General features: G+C 69.5%; 17 protein-coding genes. 8 read left to right on the top strand and 9 right to left on the bottom strand.

What is annotated here, in order from left to right:
• Both AB0Q96_RS33315 and AB0Q96_RS33320 read right to left on the bottom strand, forming a co-directional pair.
• Positions 1-1,078 (bottom strand): inositol-3-phosphate synthase (locus AB0Q96_RS33315; RefSeq protein ID WP_365332075.1); only part of this gene is annotated, 1,078 nt, incomplete at its 3' end.
• A gap of 46 nt (positions 1,079-1,124) precedes the next feature.
• Complete coding sequence (locus tag AB0Q96_RS33320; protein WP_365332077.1) at positions 1,125-1,805, bottom strand: PadR family transcriptional regulator; 681 nt, start codon at positions 1,803-1,805, stop codon at positions 1,125-1,127.
• A gap of 403 nt (positions 1,806-2,208) precedes the next feature.
• Between AB0Q96_RS33320 and AB0Q96_RS33325 the strand changes: the two genes are divergently transcribed.
• Both AB0Q96_RS33325 and AB0Q96_RS33330 read left to right on the top strand, forming a co-directional pair.
• On the top strand, positions 2,209-4,962 hold the full coding sequence (locus AB0Q96_RS33325; protein ID WP_365332079.1) for a transglycosylase domain-containing protein: 2,754 nt from the start codon (positions 2,209-2,211) through the stop codon (positions 4,960-4,962).
• 119 nt (positions 4,963-5,081) lie between these two features.
• Complete coding sequence (locus AB0Q96_RS33330) at positions 5,082-6,620, top strand: glycosyltransferase 87 family protein (RefSeq protein ID WP_365332081.1); 1,539 nt, start codon at positions 5,082-5,084, stop codon at positions 6,618-6,620.
• Positions 6,621-6,710: 90 nt separating this feature from the next.
• On the opposite strand, the gene AB0Q96_RS33335 is transcribed toward AB0Q96_RS33330, so the two are convergent.
• From AB0Q96_RS33335 to AB0Q96_RS33345, 3 genes are all read right to left on the bottom strand, one after another.
• Positions 6,711-7,742 (bottom strand): alanine racemase, encoded by a 1,032-nt coding sequence (locus AB0Q96_RS33335; RefSeq protein WP_365332083.1) that lies wholly within the window; start codon positions 7,740-7,742, stop codon positions 6,711-6,713.
• Positions 7,743-7,841: 99 nt separating this feature from the next.
• On the bottom strand, positions 7,842-8,960 hold the full coding sequence (locus AB0Q96_RS33340; RefSeq protein ID WP_365332085.1) for a peptidoglycan bridge formation glycyltransferase FemA/FemB family protein: 1,119 nt from the start codon (positions 8,958-8,960) through the stop codon (positions 7,842-7,844).
• Between the two features lie 129 nt (positions 8,961-9,089).
• A complete protein-coding gene (locus AB0Q96_RS33345) occupies positions 9,090-9,389 on the bottom strand; it encodes a hypothetical protein (protein WP_365332087.1) in 300 nt (99 codons plus the stop codon).
• A 284-nt stretch (positions 9,390-9,673) separates the two neighbouring features.
• Here AB0Q96_RS33345 and rpsF point away from each other — a divergent pair, with 284 nt between their 5' ends.
• The 4 genes from rpsF (at position 9,674) to rplI (ending at position 11,376) form a co-directional block, all read left to right on the top strand.
• Positions 9,674-9,964: a 30S ribosomal protein S6 gene (gene rpsF, locus AB0Q96_RS33350; RefSeq protein WP_004950685.1), complete on the top strand. Its 291-nt coding sequence runs from the start codon at positions 9,674-9,676 to the stop codon at positions 9,962-9,964.
• Between the two features lie 73 nt (positions 9,965-10,037).
• The gene (locus AB0Q96_RS33355) at positions 10,038-10,616 is read left to right on the top strand and encodes a single-stranded DNA-binding protein (protein ID WP_365332089.1); all 579 of its coding nucleotides are present in this window, start codon (positions 10,038-10,040) and stop codon (positions 10,614-10,616) included.
• A gap of 58 nt (positions 10,617-10,674) precedes the next feature.
• A complete protein-coding gene (gene rpsR, locus AB0Q96_RS33360; protein WP_003949403.1) occupies positions 10,675-10,911 on the top strand; it encodes a 30S ribosomal protein S18 in 237 nt (78 codons plus the stop codon).
• An 18-nt stretch (positions 10,912-10,929) separates the two neighbouring features.
• Complete coding sequence (gene rplI / locus AB0Q96_RS33365; protein ID WP_365332091.1) at positions 10,930-11,376, top strand: 50S ribosomal protein L9; 447 nt, start codon at positions 10,930-10,932, stop codon at positions 11,374-11,376.
• A 163-nt stretch (positions 11,377-11,539) separates the two neighbouring features.
• On the opposite strand, the gene AB0Q96_RS33370 is transcribed toward rplI, so the two are convergent.
• Positions 11,540-12,877: an MATE family efflux transporter gene (locus AB0Q96_RS33370; protein ID WP_365332092.1), complete on the bottom strand. Its 1,338-nt coding sequence runs from the start codon at positions 12,875-12,877 to the stop codon at positions 11,540-11,542.
• A 442-nt stretch (positions 12,878-13,319) separates the two neighbouring features.
• Between AB0Q96_RS33370 and dnaB the strand changes: the two genes are divergently transcribed.
• Together dnaB and AB0Q96_RS33380 are read left to right on the top strand one after the other, a co-directional pair.
• Entirely contained in the window at positions 13,320-14,783 is a 1,464-nt protein-coding gene (gene dnaB / locus AB0Q96_RS33375; protein ID WP_365332245.1) for a replicative DNA helicase, read from the top strand.
• Positions 14,784-14,818: 35 nt separating this feature from the next.
• Entirely contained in the window at positions 14,819-16,201 is a 1,383-nt protein-coding gene (locus AB0Q96_RS33380; protein ID WP_365332094.1) for a serine hydrolase domain-containing protein, read from the top strand.
• A 40-nt stretch (positions 16,202-16,241) separates the two neighbouring features.
• On the opposite strand, the gene AB0Q96_RS33385 is transcribed toward AB0Q96_RS33380, so the two are convergent.
• The 3 genes from AB0Q96_RS33385 to AB0Q96_RS33395 all read right to left on the bottom strand — a co-directional run bounded on the left by AB0Q96_RS33385 (position 16,242) and on the right by AB0Q96_RS33395 (position 18,161).
• The gene (locus AB0Q96_RS33385) at positions 16,242-16,694 is read right to left on the bottom strand and encodes a GNAT family N-acetyltransferase (RefSeq protein ID WP_365332096.1); all 453 of its coding nucleotides are present in this window, start codon (positions 16,692-16,694) and stop codon (positions 16,242-16,244) included.
• A gap of 70 nt (positions 16,695-16,764) precedes the next feature.
• Complete coding sequence (locus AB0Q96_RS33390) at positions 16,765-17,628, bottom strand: GNAT family N-acetyltransferase (RefSeq protein ID WP_365332098.1); 864 nt, start codon at positions 17,626-17,628, stop codon at positions 16,765-16,767.
• A gap of 5 nt (positions 17,629-17,633) precedes the next feature.
• Positions 17,634-18,161, bottom strand: a complete 528-nt coding sequence (locus tag AB0Q96_RS33395; RefSeq protein ID WP_365332100.1) for a DUF2269 domain-containing protein — start codon at positions 18,159-18,161, stop codon at positions 17,634-17,636.
• Between the last annotated feature and the right edge of the window lie 21 nt (positions 18,162-18,182).

Here is an 18,182-nt window from a genome sequence, read left to right on the forward strand (position 1 = left end):
GCTCGACCTCGCCCTTGATGAACTTCTCGACGTTGGCGAAGGCCTCGTCGTCGAAGTACTGCACCGGCGGGGACTTCATGAAGTACGAGGACGCGGAGAGGATCGGGCCACCGATGCCCCGGTCCTTGGCGATCTTCGCGGCACGCACGGCGTCGATGATGACACCGGCCGAGTTCGGGGAGTCCCAGACCTCGAGCTTGTACTCGAGGTTCAGCGGGACGTCGCCGAAGGCACGGCCCTCAAGGCGGACGTACGCCCACTTGCGGTCGTCGAGCCAGGCCACGTAGTCCGACGGACCGATGTGGACGTTCTTCTCGCCCAGCTCGCGGTCGGGGATCTGCGAGGTGACGGCCTGGGTCTTCGAGATCTTCTTGGACTCGAGGCGGTCGCGCTCCAGCATGTTCTTGAAGTCCATGTTGCCGCCGACGTTGAGCTGCATGGTGCGCTCAAGACGGACACCGCGGTCCTCGAACAGCTTGGCCATCACGCGGTGCGTGATGGTGGCGCCGACCTGGGACTTGATGTCGTCGCCGACGATCGGGACACCGGCCTCGGTGAACTTGTCCGCCCACTCCTTGGTGCCGGCGATGAAGACCGGGAGGGCGTTGACGAACGCGACCTTGGCGTCGATGGCGCACTGCGCGTAGAACTTCGCGGCGGCCTCGGAGCCCACGGGCAGGTAGCACACCAGCACGTCGACCTGCTGGTCCTTGAGGACCTGGACGACGTCCACGGGAGCCTCGGGGGACTCCTCGATGGTCAGGCGGTAGTACTTGCCGAGGCCGTCGAGCGTGTGGCCACGCTGGACCGTGACGCCCTTGTTCGGGACGTCGCAGATCTTGATGGTGTTGTTCTCGCTGGCGCCGATGGCGTCGGAGAGGTCGAGGCCGACCTTCTTCGCGTCCACGTCGAACGCGGCCACGAACTCCACGTCGCCGACGTGGTAGTCGCCGAACTGGACGTGCATGAGGCCGGGCACCTTGGACGCCGGGTCGGCGTCCTTGTAGTACTCGACGCCCTGCACCAGCGAGGCGGCGCAGTTGCCCACGCCGACGATGGCTACGCGAACCGAACCCATTCCGGTTGCTCCCTGTATGTCGTGGAAGCCCTGCTGACGCAGGGTTTCACTTTGCGGTGTCGTCGGACGGATCCGGCCGGGTACTGCCCCCGTGCCGGGGCAGGCCGCCCGTTTCTCCAGAATTTTTGTGCTGTTGAGCGGGGTCCTCGGGTCGGGATCGCTGATCCCGGCCCGCCCGCTCGCTCTCGATGAGCTCGTTCAGCCAGCGCACTTCGCGCTCCACGGACTCCATTCCGTGGCGCTGCAGCTCAAGCGTGTAGTCGTCGAGGCGCTCGCGCGTCCGGGCCAGAGAGGCGCGCATCTTCTCCAGGCGCTCTTCCAGCCGGCTGCGGCGGCCCTCCAGCACTCGCATCCGCACGTCGTGCTCGGTCTGGCCGAAGAACGCGAAGCGGGCGGCGAAGTGCTCGTCCTCCCAGGCGTCGGGGCCGGTGTGGGAGAGGAGCTCTTCGAAGTGCTCCTTACCTTCGGCCGTCAACCGGTAGACGATCTTGGCGCGGCGTCCTGCGAGTGAAGCGGCCAGCGCGTCCTCGGGGGCGCTGCCCGGCTCCTCGATCAACCAGCCGTTGGCGACCAGCGTCTTGAGGCAGGGGTAGAGGGTCCCGTAGCTGAAGGCCCGGAAGATGCCCAGCGAGGTGTTGAGCCGCTTGCGCAGCTCGTAACCGTGCATCGGCGCCTCGCGAAGAAGGCCGAGAACGGCGAACTCAAGGATTCCTGAGCGCCTGCTCATTCGCCGCCTCCTCCGCTCTCGGGACTCGTCTCTCGGAACCAGAAAACTCTTATGCCGAGTCGATGTGCCGCACCGATGTATCGACTCGATACATCCCGACGATAGAACGAGCCCCCGGTTGCGACAAGTGGGGCACGGGTGACCGGCGTCACAATGTCAATTCACAGCGTTCGACTTGCCGGATTTGGGATGAAGTCCGTATGTAGGTGGGTTTTGGCCGTGCGTAGTCTGTGCGGCATGCAGACCACCGGGAACCGAGCGATGCCGCAGGGCGTCAGTGAACCGGGTGACCGGCTGCGGCACGGTGGGGCTTTTCCCGAGGTCCCGCCGTGTGCATTTCGGGGGGACCGGAACTCAACTGCCGCTTCCAGGCGTACGCGCCTGCCCGAGGAGTAGTCGTTCGATGAGCGAGCACCGTCGCAAAATGCCGCAGCAACAGCCGCCGAGTGGCGGTCGCGCTGCGGCCCGGCGCGCGGCCCAGCAGCCGATGGGCCACAGGCCGGCCCAAGGCCATGACGTCGGTTCCGGGTCCCCTTCGGACTCGTACGGACCGCCTTCCGTCCATGGGGAGGAGCAGCGCCCCTACGGGGGGCGTGCCGAGGCCCGGCGAGCCGCCCAGCGGGGCGGTCGCAGGCGTGCGCCCGAGGCCGGTGGGCCCGGCGGCCCGAGCGGCCCCGGAGGCGGACGGCGCGGCGGTGGTGGCGGCGGTCAGGGCGGTGGTCCCGGACGCGGCCGCGGCGGACGCCCGCCCGGCAAGAAGCGGCTCATCGACTACCCGCGCTACGGCAAGTACGGCTGGCGTCGCTGGATGCCGTCGTGGAAGCTCGTCACGGGCCTGTTCCTGGCCTTCTGCGGCAGTCTCATGGGTGCGGGTGCCATCGCGTACGCCATGGTGGGGATCCCCAACGAGGACCTGAGCGCCAAGCAGCAGAACAACGTCTTCTACTGGTCCGACGGCACGGTGATGGCCGCGACCGGCGGTGAGGTCAACCGGCAGATCGTCGGCATCGAGCAGATCCCGAAGTCGATGCAGAACGCGGTGGTCTCGGCCGAGAACAAGACCTTCTGGACCGACTCGGGTATCGACCCGATGGGCATCGGCCGCGCCGTGTGGAACATGGCCAAGGGCGGCGAGACCCAGGGTGGTTCGACCATCACCCAGCAGTACGTGAAGAACAACCGGCTCAACGACCAGTCGCAGACCGTGACCCGCAAGGTGAAGGAACTCTTCATCTCGATGCGCGTCGGCAACGACCTGGAGAAGCCCGTCATCATGGCCGGCTACCTCAACACCTCGTACTACGGACGCGGTGCCTATGGCATCCAGGCGGCGGCCCGCACGTACTTCGGCACGGACGCCAGCAAGCTGAACCCCAGCCAGTCCGCCTTCCTCGCCTCGCTGCTCAAGGGCGCGACCTACTACGACCCGGCCGGCTCCCCCGAGATCGACCCGCAGGCCACCGCCCAGGCCAACCGCGCCCGCGCCGAGAAGCGCTGGAAGTGGATCCTGGACGAGATGGTCAAGGACGGGAACCTCCCGGCCACCGAGCGCGCCAAGTACACCGAGTTCCCCAAGGTGAAGGGCCGGACCCAGGGCGCCCAGCTGGGCGGCCAGGTCGGCTACCTGGTCCGGACGGCCGAGGCGAACTTCCTCAACAACAACGACAAGGGCATCACCGCCCAGCAGATTGCCAAGGGTGGCTTCGAGATCCACACGACCTTCGACAAGAAGAAGGTCGCGTCTCTCGAGAAGGCGATCAAGAAGGTCTACGAGGAGCACATCGACCCGAAGAAGCGCCCGAAGGAGGACACCCACGTCCAGTTCGGTGGCGCTTCGGTCGACCCGAGGACCGGCGCGATCGTGGCGATCTACGGTGGCACCGACGCCACCAAGCACTTCACCAACAACGCCGACCAGACGGGTGCCCAGGTCGGATCGACCTTCAAGCCCTTCGTCCTGGCGGCGGCGATGCGCGACGGTGTGCGGGACAAGACGCTGGGTCAGGAGCAGGGTCCGTCCTCGCGGACGATCGTCGACCCCGACAAGAGCCTCTACAACGGCCAGAACAAGCTGAGGATCAAGAGGTACGACGGCTCGATCTGGCACGACGAGAAGGGCGGCGAGTGGCTCCAGACGAACGACGACGGTGCGAGCTACGGGAACGTGACGCTTCGTAAGGCCATGCAGGTCTCCGCCAACTCGCCGTACGTGCAGCTCGGCATGGACATCGGCATCGACAAGGTCCGCAAGTCGGCCGTCGACGCGGGCCTTCTGGAGTCCTCGCTGATCAAGGCCGATGTGCCGTCGTTCTCGCTCGGTATCTCCTCCCCGAGCGCGATCCGCATGGCCGGCGCGTACTCGACCTTCGCGAACAACGGCGAGCAGAACGACCCGTTCTCCGTGACCAAGGTCCTCCAGAAGGGCGAGGTCGTCTACCAGCACGAGGCCGCGCCGAAGCGCGCGTTCTCCACCGCCGTCGCCAGCAACGTCACCGACGTGCTGAAGGACGTCGTGAAGAAGGGCACCGGCAAGAAGGCCGCGCTCGACGACCGCGAGGCGGCCGGCAAGACCGGTACGACCGACGGCAACAACTCGGCCTGGTTCGTGGGCTACACCCCGCAGCTGTCGACCGCCATCGACATGTACCGCTTCGCGGACGACGAGACGATCAAGGACCGTAAGTTCGAGTCCATGTTCGGCACGGGTGCCCAGCCGAAGATCCACGGTTCGTCGTTCCCGTCGCAGATCTGGCACGACTACATGACCGACGCGCTGAGCGGGACCAAGCCGGTGGACTTCCCGTCGCCCGAGGACCTGGGTGCCGAGGCGGTCTTCGGCGGCGGCGCGGTCAGCCCGACGCCGACGCCGACGGAGACCGAGTCCGAGACGCCGTCCGCCACCGCGACGACGCAGACGCCCACCACGAAGCCGACCAAGACGGCGGACCCTGGCAAGACCTGCTCCGTGTGGGACTGGCCGTGCGACCCGACCGGCGGCGCCAACAACGGCAACGACAACGGCGGCGCGTCCAACGGCGGTGCCACCACGACGCCCCCGCCGACGGCGACGGACTCCCCGTCCACCGATCCCGCAGCAGCGGGCGGCGGAGGCGGAAAGCCCAACGGCGGCACCGGCTGGACCGGCATGGGCGGCTGATCGGCCCACCGGCCGAGCGGCCTCGTCGAGGGCCGTCGCGCCCGGTCCGTACCCCGTGTACGGAACCGGCCGCGGCGGCCCTCACCGTTTTCCCAGGCCCGTACGGCAGGATGTCCCCCATGCCGAGCCTCCAGAAGACGACCCCGCCGCGGGAACCGGCGGTGGTCTGCCCCACGCGCAGCGACGACGTGGCCGCCGCGGGCAGCGAACTGATCGGCGGGCCGATCGGCCGCCGGGCGCTGCTGGGCGCCGGGCAGCTCACCCCGGTGCGCGTGGTGGCCCTGGTGGCCATCGGGATGTTCGCGCTCGGCATGGTGCAGAAGCTGCCCTGCTACAACTGGGCCTGGTTCCGCGGCACCACCTCCCAGTACACCCACGCCTGCTACTCCGACATCCCGCACCTCTTCTCGGGACGCGGCTTCGCGGACGGCCTGGTGCCCTACTTCGACCGGATCGGTGGCGACATACCGTTCCTGGAGTACCCGGTCCTGACCGGTCTCTTCATGCAGGTCGCGGCCTGGCTGACGCCCGGCGGCACCCTGTCGGAGCAGGAGCAGGGCTACTGGATGGTCAACGCGGGCCTGCTGCTCGTGTGCACGGCCGTCCTCGCCGTGTGCGTGGCCAGGACCCACCGCCGGCGCCCCTGGGACGCCCTCCTGGTGGCGCTCGCGCCCGCCCTGGCGCTGACCGCCACGATCAACTGGGACCTGCTGGCCGTCGCCCTGACCGCCGCCGCGCTGCTGATGTGGTCGCGCGGCCGGGCGCTCGGTGCCGGCGTGCTGCTCGGGCTCGCGACGGCCGCCAAGTTCTACCCGATACTGCTGCTCCTCCCCCTGTTCCTGCTCTGCTGGCGGGCCGGGAAGTGGCGTGCGTTCGGGACGGCGCTGCTCGGGGCGGTGGGCGCCTGGCTGGCGGTGAACCTGCCGGTGATGCTGCTCGCGCCCGAGGGCTGGAAGCAGTTCTACGTCTTCAGCACCGACCGGAACGTGGACTTCGGCTCCGTCTGGCTGCTCCTCAGCCAGACCACCGGCCGTCAGGTGCAGCCGGAGACCGCCAACCTCTGGGCGCTGCTCCTGATGCTGCTGGCCTCCGTCGGCCTGGCGATCCTGGCGTTCGCCGCGCCCCGCCGGCCCCGGCTGGCCCAGCTGGCCTTCCTGATCGTGGCCGCGTTCGTGCTCACCAACAAGGTCTACTCGCCGCAGTACGTCCTGTGGCTGATCCCGCTCGCCGCGCTCGCCCGGCCGCGCTGGCGCGACTTCCTCGTCTGGCAGGCCTGCGAGGTCATGTACTTCCTGGCCATCTGGTTCTACCTGGCCTACACGAGCAGCGGGAGCAAGCAGGGCCTGCCGACCGACGGCTACCAGTTCGCCATCGTGCTGCACGTCCTCGGCACGCTCTACCTGTGCGCCCTGGTCGTGCGCGACATCCTCGCGCCGGACCGGGACCCGGTACGCCGGGACGGCTCGGACGACCCCTCGGGGGGTGTCCTGGACGGCGCCGAGGACGTCTTCCTGCTGGGCTCGGCGGCGCGTCCGCCGCTGCACGCGGCCCCGGCGACGGAGGGCCCGCGGGTGGAGTGGGGCACACCCGACGGTGCCCCCTACGGCATCCCCGGGGGCGATCCCTGGGCTGCTCCGGGGAGCGCCTCCCGGGAGTGAGCGTACGGAGACACGAGAGCGGCCCCCGGGTGATCCCGGGGGCCGCTCTCCTGTCCGTACCGTGCCTGACGTCGGCTCCGCGTTCGGCGCTCAGCGCTCGACGAGCCGGTCGTACTGCGTCGTGGTGTGGCGCAGGTGGGCGACCAGCTCGTCGCCGACGTGCGGCTCCTGCGCGTCGGAGGGCACGAACAGGATCGACACCTGCATGTGCGGCGGCTCGGCGAACCAGCGCTGCTTGCCGGCCCAGACGAACGGGGAGAGGTTGCGGTTGACGGTCGCGAGACCGGCGCGGGCCACGCCCTTGGCGCGCGGCATCACACCGTGCATCGCCTTGGGGGCCTCCAGACCGACGCCGTGCGAGGTGCCGCCGGCGACGACCACGAGCCAGCCGTCCGACGCGGCCTTCTGCTGGCGGTAGCCGAAGCGGTCCCCCTTGGCGACCCGGGTGACGTCGAGGACCGCGCCCCGGTAGTCCGTGGCCTCGTGGTCGCCCAGCCACAGCCGGGTGCCGATCCGGGCCCGGAAGCGGGTCTGCGGGAACTGCTGCTGGAGCCGGGCCTGCTCGTCGGCGCGCAGGTGGCTGACGAACATGGTGTGCAGCGGCAGCCGGGCGGACCGCAGCCGGTCCATCCAGGCGATGACCTCCTCGACGGCGTCGGTGCCGTCCGGGCGGTCCAGGGGCAGGTGCAGGGCGAAGCCCTCCAAGCGTACGTCCTCGATGGCCGCGTGCAGCCGGCCGAGGTCCTCCTCGTGGACGCCGTGGCGCTTCATCGAGCTCATGCACTCGATCACGACCCGGGCGCCCACCAGGGCGTGCACGCCGTCCACGGAGGACACCGAGCGGATCACCCGGTCGGGCAGCGGCACGGGCTCCTCGCCGCGCCGGAACGGGGTGAGCACCAGCAGGTCGCCGCTGAACCAGTCCTTGATCTTGGCGGCCTCGTACGTGGTGCCGACGGCGAGCATGTCGGCGCCGAAGCGCGCGGCCTCGTCGGCCAGGCGCTCGTGGCCGAAGCCATAGCCGTTGCCCTTGCAGACCGGGACGAGACCGGGGAACTGGTCGATGACCGTCTTCTGGTGCGCCCGCCAACGAGCGGTGTCGACGTAGAGGGAGAGCGCCATGGCCGGCCCGGAACCTTTCTGGTGGCTGCGGTGGTGTCAGTTGCGGTGGATCAAGGGGGTGTACGTGTGTACGAGACTACGCAAGCCTCGGGCGTGGCGTCAGCGACGCGACATGTAGATGTCCAGCGCCTTGTGCAGGAGCTTGTTGAGCGGGAAGTCCCACTCGCCGACGTACTCGACGGCCTCGCCGCCCGTGCCGACCTTGAACTGGATCAGACCGAAGAGGTGGTCCGTCTCGTCCAGCGAGTCCGAGATGCCCCGCAGGTCGTAGACGGTGGCGCCCATCGCGTACGCGTCGCGCAGCATGCGCCACTGCATCGCGTTGGAGGGCCGGACCTCGCGGCCGATGTTGTCGGAGGCGCCGTAGGAGTACCAGACGTGGCCGCCGACGACGAGCATGGTCGCGGCGGACAGGTTCACGCCGTTGTGCCGGGCGAAGTAGAGCCGCATGCGGTTGGGGTCCTCGTTGTTGAGGACGGTCCACATGCGCTGGAAGTACGAGAGCGGGCGCGGCCGGAAGTGGTCGCGGACGGCCGTGATCTCGTACAGCCGCTGCCACTCGGCGAGGTCCTCGTAACCGCCCTGGACGACCTCGACACCGGCCTTCTCGGCCTTCTTGATGTTGCGGCGCCACAGCTGGTTGAAGCCCTTGAGGACGTCGTCGAGCGAGCGGTTGGCGAGCGGGACCTGGAAGACGTAGCGGGGCTGCACGTCGCCGAAGCCGGCGCCGCCGTCCTCCGCCTGCTGCCAGCCCATCTTCCGCAGCCGGTCGGCGACCTCGAAGGCGCGCGGCTCGATGTGGGTGGCCTCGACGTCCTTCAGGCGCTTGACGTCCGGGTCCTGGATGCCGGACTTGATGGCGGCCGAGTCCCAGCGCCGGATGACGACCGGGGGGCCCATCTTCACGGAGAAGGCGCCCTGCTGCTTCAGGTGCGCGAGCATCGGCTGGAGCCAGTCGTCGAGGTTCGGGGCGTGCCAGTTGATGACCGGGCCCTCGGGCAGGTAGGCCAGGTACCGCTTGATCTTGGGGAGCTGGCGGTAGAGCACCAGACCGACACCGACGAGCTCGCCGGCCTTGTCGAACCAACCGAGGTTCTCCGAGCGCCACTCGGTCTTCACGTCCGCCCACGCCGGGACCTGGCAGTGGCTCGCCGCGGGCTGGCTCTGGATGAATGCCAGATGCTGCTCACGGCTGATGGTCCTCAGGGTCAGGCTCATGCGGGGCGCTCCTCGGCAGGTGTGTCCCCATCGGTCAGGGGCTCCGGCTCTCGCGCCGAAGCCTACTGCGACCGGGGAGCGCCCCTGATGGGACGTGTGTCCCTGAGCCTGTCCGGCCCTCGGGTGGGATCAGGCGAGGCCCCCGTAGAACATGCCGAGGTAGAAGCCCACGGCCGAGGCGCCGAGGCCGACGATGAGGACGAAGCGTTCCCTCGTCGTGACGGAGACGAACTGTCCGACGGCACCGGTCAGGATGCCGATCAGGCCCGCCCAGGACGCCAGCACGTGCAGGCTGTGGAACTGGGCGGTGATGAAGGACAGCACTCCGAGGAAGAGCGTCACCGCCATCAGGGTGTCCTGGAGCGGGTGGGGCTTGCCGTCCGTGGCGAAGAGGGAGTGTCCGGGGTCGGGTCGCATTGCCTGTGCCATGGGGCACCTCCTGGCGTGGCTGCGGGAAGGCGGCGCACTGTGACGCCGCCGACATCCGTTGTGTACAGATTGCGTCCCCTCACCACAGGATTTCAACCGCAGGCCGATGTGCGGGTACTCTGTACGGTCTGCACCGGTGTCTGCCCAGGTCCTTCCTGGAGCCCGACGGAACCCTCGCTCGTCGAGGGGGATTGTCAGTGGTGGCCGATACCGTTGCTTACGCATCACGACCCTCCTGCCACGGAACGACCGTGGCCGCTGAGTCCAAAGGAGGTGGGTTCCACATGCGTCACTACGAGGTGATGGTCATCCTCGACCCCGATCTCGAGGAGCGCGCTGTCTCCCCGCTGATCGAGAACTTCCTTTCTGTCGTCCGTGAGGGCAACGGAAAGGTCGAGAAGGTCGACACCTGGGGCCGTCGTCGTCTCGCCTACGAGATCAAGAAGAAGCCCGAGGGCATCTACTCGGTCATCGACCTGCAGGCCGAGCCTGCGGTCGTCAAGGAGCTCGACCGCCAGATGAACCTGAACGAGTCGGTCCTCCGGACCAAGGTCCTCCGCCCCGAGACCCACTGAGCCTTCGGCTCACAGGTTTTCGGGTTCGAGTAGCAGTAAGCAGCCAGAAGCAATCCCGCCGAGAGGTTCACCCATGGCAGGCGAGACCGTCATCACGGTCGTCGGCAATCTTGTCGACGACCCCGAGCTGCGCTTCACCCCGTCCGGTGCGGCGGTCGCGAAGTTCCGTATCGCGTCCACTCCCCGCACCTTCGACCGCCAGACCAACGAGTGGAAGGACGGCGAAAGCCTCTTCCTGACCTGCTCGGTCTGGCGACAGGCGGCGGAGAACGTCGCCGAGTCGCTTCAGCGAGGCATGCGCGTCGTCGTGCAGGGCCGTCTGAAGCAGCGGTCCTACGAGGACCGCGAGGGTGTCAAGCGCACGGTCTACGAGCTGGACGTCGAGGAAGTCGGCCCCAGCCTGAAGAACGCCACGGCCAAGGTCACCAAGACCACGGGTCGCGGTGGCCAGGGTGGATACGGCGGCGGGCAGCAGCAGGGCGGCGGCGGTGGCAACTGGGGTGGAAACTCCGGTGGCGGCCAGCAGGGCGGCGGAGCTCCCTCCGACGACCCCTGGGCCTCCAGCCCCCCGGCCGGCGGCCAGCAGCAGCAGGGCGGCGGTAGCTGGGGTGGAAACTCCGGCGGCGGCTACTCGGACGAGCCCCCCTTCTAGGGCTACGCCCCAAGAAGCAGCTCGTACCCAAACTTCTTGATCACACAGGAGAAACACCATGGCGAAGCCGCCTGTGCGCAAGCCTAAGAAGAAGGTCTGCGCATTCTGCAAGGACAAGGTCACGTACGTTGACTACAAGGACACGAACATGCTGCGGAAGTTCATTTCCGACCGCGGCAAGATCCGTGCCCGTCGCGTGACCGGCAACTGCACGCAGCACCAGCGTGACGTCGCCACGGCCGTCAAGAACAGCCGTGAGATGGCGCTGCTGCCCTACACGTCCACCGCGCGATAAGGGAAGGGTGACCGAAAAATGAAGATCATCCTCACCCACGAGGTCTCTGGCCTCGGTGCCGCTGGCGACGTCGTCGACGTCAAGGACGGCTACGCTCGCAACTACCTGGTCCCGCGTGGTTTCGCGATCCGCTGGACCAAGGGTGGCGAGAAGGACGTGGCGCAGATCCGCCGCGCCCGCAAGATCCACGAGATCGCGACCATCGAGCAGGCCAACGAGTTCAAGGCCCGCCTCGAGGGTGTCAAGGTCAAGCTGGCCGTTCGCTCCGGCGACGCCGGCCGCCTGTTCGGCTCCGTGACCCAGGCTGACGTCGCTGCGGCGATCAAGGCCGCGGGTGGCCCGGACGTCGACAAGCGTCGTGTCGAGCTCGGTTCGCCGATCAAGACCCTCGGCGCGCACCAGGTCTCCGTGCGTCTGCACGCCGACGTGGTCGCCAAGCTGGGCGTCGAGGTCATCGCCGCCTAAGGCCGGCCTCGGCAGTCTCTGCTGAGCAGTGAGGAAGGGCCGCACCCCTCGGGGTGCGGCCCTTCCTTCGTTTCACGTGAAACATCGTGTTTCACGTGAAACGTCATCGATCGGACACCGGCGGCCTCGGACCGCAGCGGCCTCGGTCACCGGGTGGCGCCGGTCAGCGGGTGGCGCCGGTGACGATCCAGCGTCCGGAGCGGGCGCGGATCCAGAGGGTCGCCAGCCGGACCGTCATCATCAGCGTCATCGCGCCCCAGAGCGCGGTCAGCCCGCCCCCGAGCGTGGGGACCAGCAGGGCGACGGGGGCGAAGACGGCCAGGGTCACGAGCATGGCCCCGGCGAGGTAGCGCCCGTCGCCCGCGCCCATGAGGACGCCGTCGAGGACGAAGACCACTCCGGAGACCGGCTGGGAGAGCGCCACGACCAGGAGGGCGGGGAGCAGGGTGTCCTGGACCGAGGGATCGCTGGTGAACAGCGGGACGAAGAGCGGGCGGGTGACGATGAGCAGCAGCCCGAGCACGATTCCGGAGACCACGCCCCACTGCACCATCCGGCGGCAGACCTGGCGGGCGCCGTCCGCGTCCTCGGCCCCGAGGTAGCGGCCGATGATGGCCTGTCCGGCGATGGCGATGGCGTCGAGGGCGAAGGCCATCAGGCTCCACAGGGACAGGATGATCTGGTGCGCGGCGACATCGGCGTCGCCGAGCCGGGCGGCCACGGCCGTGGCGATCATCAGCACCGCGCGCAGGGAGAGCGTACGGACCAGGAGCGGGGCGCCGGCCTGGGCTCCGGCCCGGATCCCGGCGAGGTCCGGACGCAAGGAGGCGCCGTGCCGTCGGGCGCCGCGGACGACCACGAACAGGTAGGCGACGGCCATGCCGACCTGGGCGATGACCGTGCCCCAGGCGGATCCGGCGATGCCGAGCCCGGCTCCGTAGACCAGCCCGAGGTTGAGGAGCCCGTTGGCGGCGAAACCGGCGATGGCGACGTAGAGGGGGGTCTTCGTGTCCTGGAGGCCGCGGAGGACGCCGGTGGCGGCGAGGACGACGAGCATGGCCGGGATGCCGAGGATGGAGATCCGCAGATAGGTGATCGCGTAGGGGGCGGCGGTGTCGGAGGCGCCGAAGAGCCCCACGAGCCACGGGGCGGTGGGCAGGGTGAGGGCGACGACTCCGGCCCCCAGGAGGAGGGCGAGCCAGATGCCGTCCACGCCCTGCCGGATGGCGGACGGGAGGTCGCCGGCGCCGAGGCGGCGGGCGACGGCCGCCGTGGTGGCGTAGGCGAGGAAGACGAAGACGCTCACCGCGGTGGAGAGCAGGGTCGAGGCGATGGCGAGTCCGGCGAGCTGGGGCGTGCCGAGATGCCCGACGATGGCGCTGTCGGCCAGCAGGAACAGGGGCTCGGCGACGAGTGCGCCGAAGGCCGGGACGGCCAGCGAGACGATCTCGCGGTCGTGTTGCCGTCGAACGGCCTTGGGTGGCGCGGGAGCCTGATGCATGGGCACAATCTAATCTTCCACAGGTAAGAGACGCAATGCCCTTACAACCCTTACTTGGGGAGGGAGTGGACCTTCGGGTGTGCGCCGTTTGTTCTGATCTTGGTCCAGACGGCGAAGTTTTTCTCCCCCACAGCCGGTGGATGGAAAAACAGCAGGTCAGAGGGGTTCGGTCGAGGGTGATATGAGTTTGTCCACATGGCTGTCCCCCGGTCCGTGCACAGGTTCCGGGGAGTTCTCCACAGCATCCGGGCCTTCACCCACAGGCCCTGTGGATAACCAGATTGGCTGACGGTGCCGACGGGCCTACCGTGGACCGGCGCACGACGCGCCAGAAGCGGAGTCAAAGCCTCTCGTTTGTCGGAGCCGTGGCGTAAGAAAGAGTGGCACGGCGAGGTCCGCGGAGCGGACGGCAGGAGGTGGCTTGGTGAGCAGTCCCGAGCCCATGGACGATCCCTGGGCCGACAGCGGACCAGGTGACCGGCTGCCCACCCGCAGCCGCGGCGAGGGCCGTGGCCGGGGGCGCGGTCGTGAGGACCAGCACGAGCGCGGCAGCGAGGACTCCTGGGACTCCGGGATGTCCGGCTTCGAGCGCGTCCCCCCGCAGGACCTGGACGCCGAGCAGTCCGTGCTCGGCGGCATGCTGCTCTCCAAGGACGCCATCGCCGACGTCGTCGAGATCCTCAAGGGCCACGACTTCTACAAGCCGGCCCACGAGACGGTCTACGCGGCCATCCTCGACCTGTACGCGAAGGGCGAGCCCGCCGACCCCATCACGGTCGGCGCCGAGCTCACCAAGCGCGGCGAGATCACCCGCGCCGGCGGCGTCTCGTACCTGCACACCCTCGTCCAGTCGGTGCCCACCGCCGCCAACGCCTCCTACTACGCGGAGATCGTCCACGAGCGGGCCGTGCTGCGGCGCCTCGTCGAGGCCGGCACCAAGATCACGCAGATGGGATACGCGGCCGACGGCGACGTCGACGACATCGTCAACCGCGCCCAGGCCGAGATCTACCAGGTCACCGAGCAGCGGACCACCGAGGACTACCTGCCGCTCGGCGACATCATGGAGGGCGCGCTCGACGAGATCGAGGCGATCGGCTCCCGCAGCGGCGAGATGACCGGCGTGCCCACCGGCTTCACCGACCTGGACGCGCTCACCAACGGTCTGCACCCCGGCCAGATGATCATCATCGCGGCCCGTCCCGCCATGGGTAAGTCGACGCTCGCGCTGGACTTCGCCCGCGCGGCCTCCATCAAGCACAACCTGCCCAGCGTCATCTTCTCCCTCGAAATGGGGCGCAACGAGATCGCGATGCGTCTGCTGTCGGCGGAGGCCCGGGTCGCGCTGCACCACATGCGCTCCGGCACCATGACCGACGAGGACTGGACCCGGCTGGCCCGCCGGATGCCGGACGTCTCGCAGGCCCCGCTCTTCATCGACGACTCGCCGAACCTGTCGATGATGGAGATCCGCGCCAAGTGCCGTCGCCTCAAGCAGCGCAGCGGCATCAAGCTGGTCATCATCGACTACCTCCAGCTGATGCAGGCCGGCGGCTCCAAGCGGTCCGAGAGCCGCCAGCAGGAGGTCTCCGACATGTCGCGAAACCTGAAGCTGCTCGCCAAGGAGCTGGAGCTCCCGGTGATCGCGCTCTCGCAGCTGAACCGTGGCCCCGAACAGCGCACGGACAAGAAGCCGATGGTCTCCGACCTGCGTGAATCCGGCTCCATCGAGCAGGACGCGGACATGGTCATCCTGCTGCACCGCGAGGACGCCTACGAGAAGGAGTCCCCGCGCGCGGGCGAGGCCGACATCATCGTCGGCAAGCACCGTAACGGTCCGACCGCGACGATCACCGTGGCCTTCCAGGGCCACTACTCGCGCTTCGTGGACATGGCACAAACCTGATCGAGTTCTCCGCGGCCGCGCGGCATGATCACCGTATGACCTCATCCTTCGAAGCCCTGCTTCCCAGCACCGAACGTGCCCTGCTGCACCGCGTAGCCGTCGCGCAGACCGAGGGGCGCTCGCCCTCCTTCGCGGCCGGCCTGGTCCGGGAGGGCGAGACCGTCTGGTTCGGGTCGCGCAGCTGTGTCGACGGGCATGCCCCGGAGGCCGACACGCAGTTCCGGATCGGCTCGATCACCAAGGTGTTCACCGCGGTGCTGGTGATGCGGCTGCGGGACGAGGGGCTGCTCGGCCTCGACGATCCGCTGGAGAAGCACCTCAAGGGCACCGGCGTCGGCGAGGTGACGATCGCTCAACTGCTCGGCCACACCGCCGGGCTCGCCGCCGAGAGCCCGGCGCCCTGGTGGGAGCGGACGCCCGGCACGGTACGGCCCGAGCTCGACGACGTCCTTGGGGAGGAGCCGAGGCGGCACCCCGCCGGGCGGCTGTACCACTACTCCAACCCCGGCTACACCCTGCTCGGTTCGCTGGTCGAGGCCCTGCGCGGGGTGTCCTGGGAGGAGGCGCTGCGCACCGAGATCCTGGAGCCGCTGGGGCTGAGCCGGACGACCGCGCAGCCGGTCGCCCCGCACGCCGGTGGCTTCGCCGTGCATCCCTGGGCCGATGTGATGCTGGCCGAGCCCCAGCAGGACCTCGGGATCATGGCGCCGGCCGGGCAGCTCTGGTCGACGGTCGGCGACCTCTGCCGGTTCGGCGCGTTCCTCGCCGCGGGGGACGACCGGGTGCTGGCCCGGGCCTCGGTCGAGGAGATGCGGGTACCCGCATCTCCCCCGGCGGCCGGTGACGGGGAGTTGGGCTACGGCCTCGGGCTCCAGCTGCTGCGCAAGGACGGCCGGACGCTCGTCGGCCACACGGGTTCGCTGCCGGGCTTCGTCGCCTGCCTCTGGGTGAGCGTCGAGGACGGGCTCGCGGCGGTGGCGCTCGCCAACGCCACCTCGGGGCCCCTGACGGGCCTTGTGGCCGCCGATCTCGTGCGGATCGTGGCCGAGGCCGAGCCGCGCCTGCCGGAGCCCTGGCGCCCCCTTCCCGAGGCGGAGGTCGACCAGGAGCTCCTGGCGCTCACCGGTCCCTGGTACTGGGGGACGTACGCCTACGGCCTGCGGGTCGGTGCCGGCCGTGTGGTGACCCTGGAGCCGCTGCGTGGTGTCGGGCGCCGTGCCACGTTCCGGGCGCTCCCGGAGGGCGGCTGGGTCGGCCTGGACGGCTACTACGCGGGGGAGACGCTCCGGGTGATGCGGTGCCCCGACGGCTCGGTGAGCCATCTCGACCTCGGCTCCTTCGTCTTCACCCGCGAGCCGTACGAGCCCGGGGACGCCGTTCCCGGAGGCGTGGACGAGGCGGGCTGGCGCGGCCTCTGACCAGAAGCGCGCTGTTTCACGTGAAACAGCGCGCTCTCCCTCACAGGCTCAGCTTGAACCCGACGTGCGAGGCCTCGAAGCCGAGCCGCTCGTAGAAGCGGTGGGCGTCGACGCGCGTCACGTCGGAGGTCAGCTGCACCAGTCCGCAGTCCTGGGCGCGGGACTCCTCGACGGCCCACTCGATGAGCCGGGTGCCGAGTCCGCTGCCGCGCTCGTCGGCGTGGATGCGGACGCCCTCGATGAGGGAGCGGGTCATGCCCTTGCGGGAGAGTCCGGGGATCAGCGTCAGCTGAAGGGTGCCGACGACCCTGCCCTCGCGCACGGCGACGACCAGGCGCTGGTTCGGGTCCTGGGCGAGCCGGGCGAAGGCGGCCGTGTACGGCGTGAGGTCGTCGGGCGACTCGCGCCGGGCGCCCAGGGGGTCGTCGGCCAGCATCGCCACGATGGCGGGGAGGTCGTCCTGCCGGGCGGGCCGTATCTCGAGATCGCTCATGGAGGGCAGAGTACGTTCCGCCCGTCGGGTCGGCCGGGCCTCGTCGAGCAGCTGTCGGCCGGCCTCGGAATCAGCCCGCCGCGACGGTGAGCGGCGCGAAGCGGCGGTGCCAGTCGCCCGGGAGGTCGGGAAGGGAGTGGATCATGATCGCGTTGTCCATGATCCGCTCCAGGCCGTTCGCCTTCAGCCAGGTGGTCAGCGAGTCGTGCCGGCTGTCGACGTCCGTGCGCAGCGGGCGGTCGGAGGCGGCGGCCAGCGAGGCGACCAGGGCCTGGGCGGTGGCGACGTCGCGGGCGATCAGCGGGCCGATGACGTGGGTGTCCATGTTGGGCCAGAGTCCGGCGAAGCCGGTGATCTCGCCGTCCTGCTCCGCGACGCGCAGCTGGTCGGCGAAGGCCGGCAGCCGGGTGATCATCGCGGTGCGGTCGAGGCCGAAGATCTCGTGGTCGAGGCGCAGCACCGCCGGGAGGTCCTCCGCGGTGGCGGGGCGGACCGGGAGGGCGGGAGCCGGTTCGGCGAAGGTGAAGCGGCCCGTGAGCATCTCCGAACGGCCGACGTCCACGAAGCCCAGCTCCTCGTAGAGGGGCTGGCCGTTGGGGGTGGCGTAGAGGGTGACCGGAGTGTCCCCCGCCTCGGCGAGCACGTGGCGCATCAGCCGGCGCCCGACGCCCTGGCGGGCGTGGCGCGCGGCGACCAGGACCATGCCGATGGCGGCGAGACCGGGCCCGTACGAGGTGACGACGCAGGCGGTCACCAGGCCCTTCCCGGACGGGTCGTCGATGCCGTATCCCGTGCCCGCGGTGAGTAGCAGCCCCCACTTGTGCTCCTCCCGCTCCCATCCCCGGTCCTCGGAGAGGTCCGCGCAGGCGAGGACGTCGGCCGGAGTGAGGTGGCGGATGGGGAGCTGGTCGAGCGAGGGCTGCGAGGAGGGCATGGGGTTCAGGCTCTCCGAAGCGGTGCGGAGGCGTCCACCGTTTTACGGGGGCGGGCGGCGTCCCGCAGGCGGCGCCCGCGTCGGGTGGGCCCCCAGGGCTTGAGCACCGAGATGGCGGTCATGAAGAGATAGGCGCTGGTGGAGATCGCGGGGGCGGCGACCAGGCTGGGGTCCGGCACGCCGGCCGCCGCCACGTGGGCGATCTCCGGGCGGAGCGCGAAGATCGTGGCGGTGGCTGTGGCGAGGGTGATCCAGAACTTGATCCAGACCCATCGGTGCCGGGCGAGCCCCCAGGGCGTCCCCAGTGAGAGCACCAGGCCGGTGCCCAGGGTCAGCAGGGCGACGGGCGCGAGCAGCCAGTCCGCGAACACCTGCATGGCGCGGTAGGACGCGTCCGTCAGGGACGGGTCCTGGGTCGTGTACGCGGTGATGCCGAGGGTCAGCAGCCCCAGGCTGAGGCCGAGCCAGGACACGGAGACGGAGACATGGACGACGAGGAGCGCCCGCCGAGCGGGCCGCCGGAGTTGTTTCACGTGAAACACGGTGCCGTCCGG

Source organism: Streptomyces sp. NPDC093111 (assembly GCF_040683955.1).
Lineage (GTDB): Bacteria > Actinomycetota > Actinomycetes > Streptomycetales > Streptomycetaceae > Streptomyces.

What these genes read in the sequence shown, in the direction of transcription:
- AB0Q96_RS33320 (WP_365332077.1), bottom strand. Translation starts at nt 1,805, where the DNA reads ATGAGCAGGCGCTCAGGAATCCTTGAGTTCGCCGTTCTCGGCCTTCTT.
- AB0Q96_RS33325 (WP_365332079.1), top strand. Translation starts at nt 2,209, where the DNA reads ATGAGCGAGCACCGTCGCAAAATGCCGCAGCAACAGCCGCCGAGTGGC.
- AB0Q96_RS33330 (WP_365332081.1), top strand. Translation starts at nt 5,082, where the DNA reads ATGCCGAGCCTCCAGAAGACGACCCCGCCGCGGGAACCGGCGGTGGTC.
- AB0Q96_RS33335 (WP_365332083.1), bottom strand. Translation starts at nt 7,742, where the DNA reads ATGGCGCTCTCCCTCTACGTCGACACCGCTCGTTGGCGGGCGCACCAG.
- AB0Q96_RS33340 (WP_365332085.1), bottom strand. Translation starts at nt 8,960, where the DNA reads ATGAGCCTGACCCTGAGGACCATCAGCCGTGAGCAGCATCTGGCATTC.
- AB0Q96_RS33345 (WP_365332087.1), bottom strand. Translation starts at nt 9,389, where the DNA reads ATGGCACAGGCAATGCGACCCGACCCCGGACACTCCCTCTTCGCCACG.
- rpsF (WP_004950685.1), top strand. Translation starts at nt 9,674, where the DNA reads ATGCGTCACTACGAGGTGATGGTCATCCTCGACCCCGATCTCGAGGAG.
- AB0Q96_RS33355 (WP_365332089.1), top strand. Translation starts at nt 10,038, where the DNA reads ATGGCAGGCGAGACCGTCATCACGGTCGTCGGCAATCTTGTCGACGAC.
- rpsR (WP_003949403.1), top strand. Translation starts at nt 10,675, where the DNA reads ATGGCGAAGCCGCCTGTGCGCAAGCCTAAGAAGAAGGTCTGCGCATTC.
- rplI (WP_365332091.1), top strand. Translation starts at nt 10,930, where the DNA reads ATGAAGATCATCCTCACCCACGAGGTCTCTGGCCTCGGTGCCGCTGGC.
- AB0Q96_RS33370 (WP_365332092.1), bottom strand. Translation starts at nt 12,877, where the DNA reads ATGCATCAGGCTCCCGCGCCACCCAAGGCCGTTCGACGGCAACACGAC.
- dnaB (WP_365332245.1), top strand. Translation starts at nt 13,320, where the DNA reads ATGGACGATCCCTGGGCCGACAGCGGACCAGGTGACCGGCTGCCCACC.
- AB0Q96_RS33380 (WP_365332094.1), top strand. Translation starts at nt 14,819, where the DNA reads ATGACCTCATCCTTCGAAGCCCTGCTTCCCAGCACCGAACGTGCCCTG.
- AB0Q96_RS33385 (WP_365332096.1), bottom strand. Translation starts at nt 16,694, where the DNA reads ATGAGCGATCTCGAGATACGGCCCGCCCGGCAGGACGACCTCCCCGCC.
- AB0Q96_RS33390 (WP_365332098.1), bottom strand. Translation starts at nt 17,628, where the DNA reads ATGCCCTCCTCGCAGCCCTCGCTCGACCAGCTCCCCATCCGCCACCTC.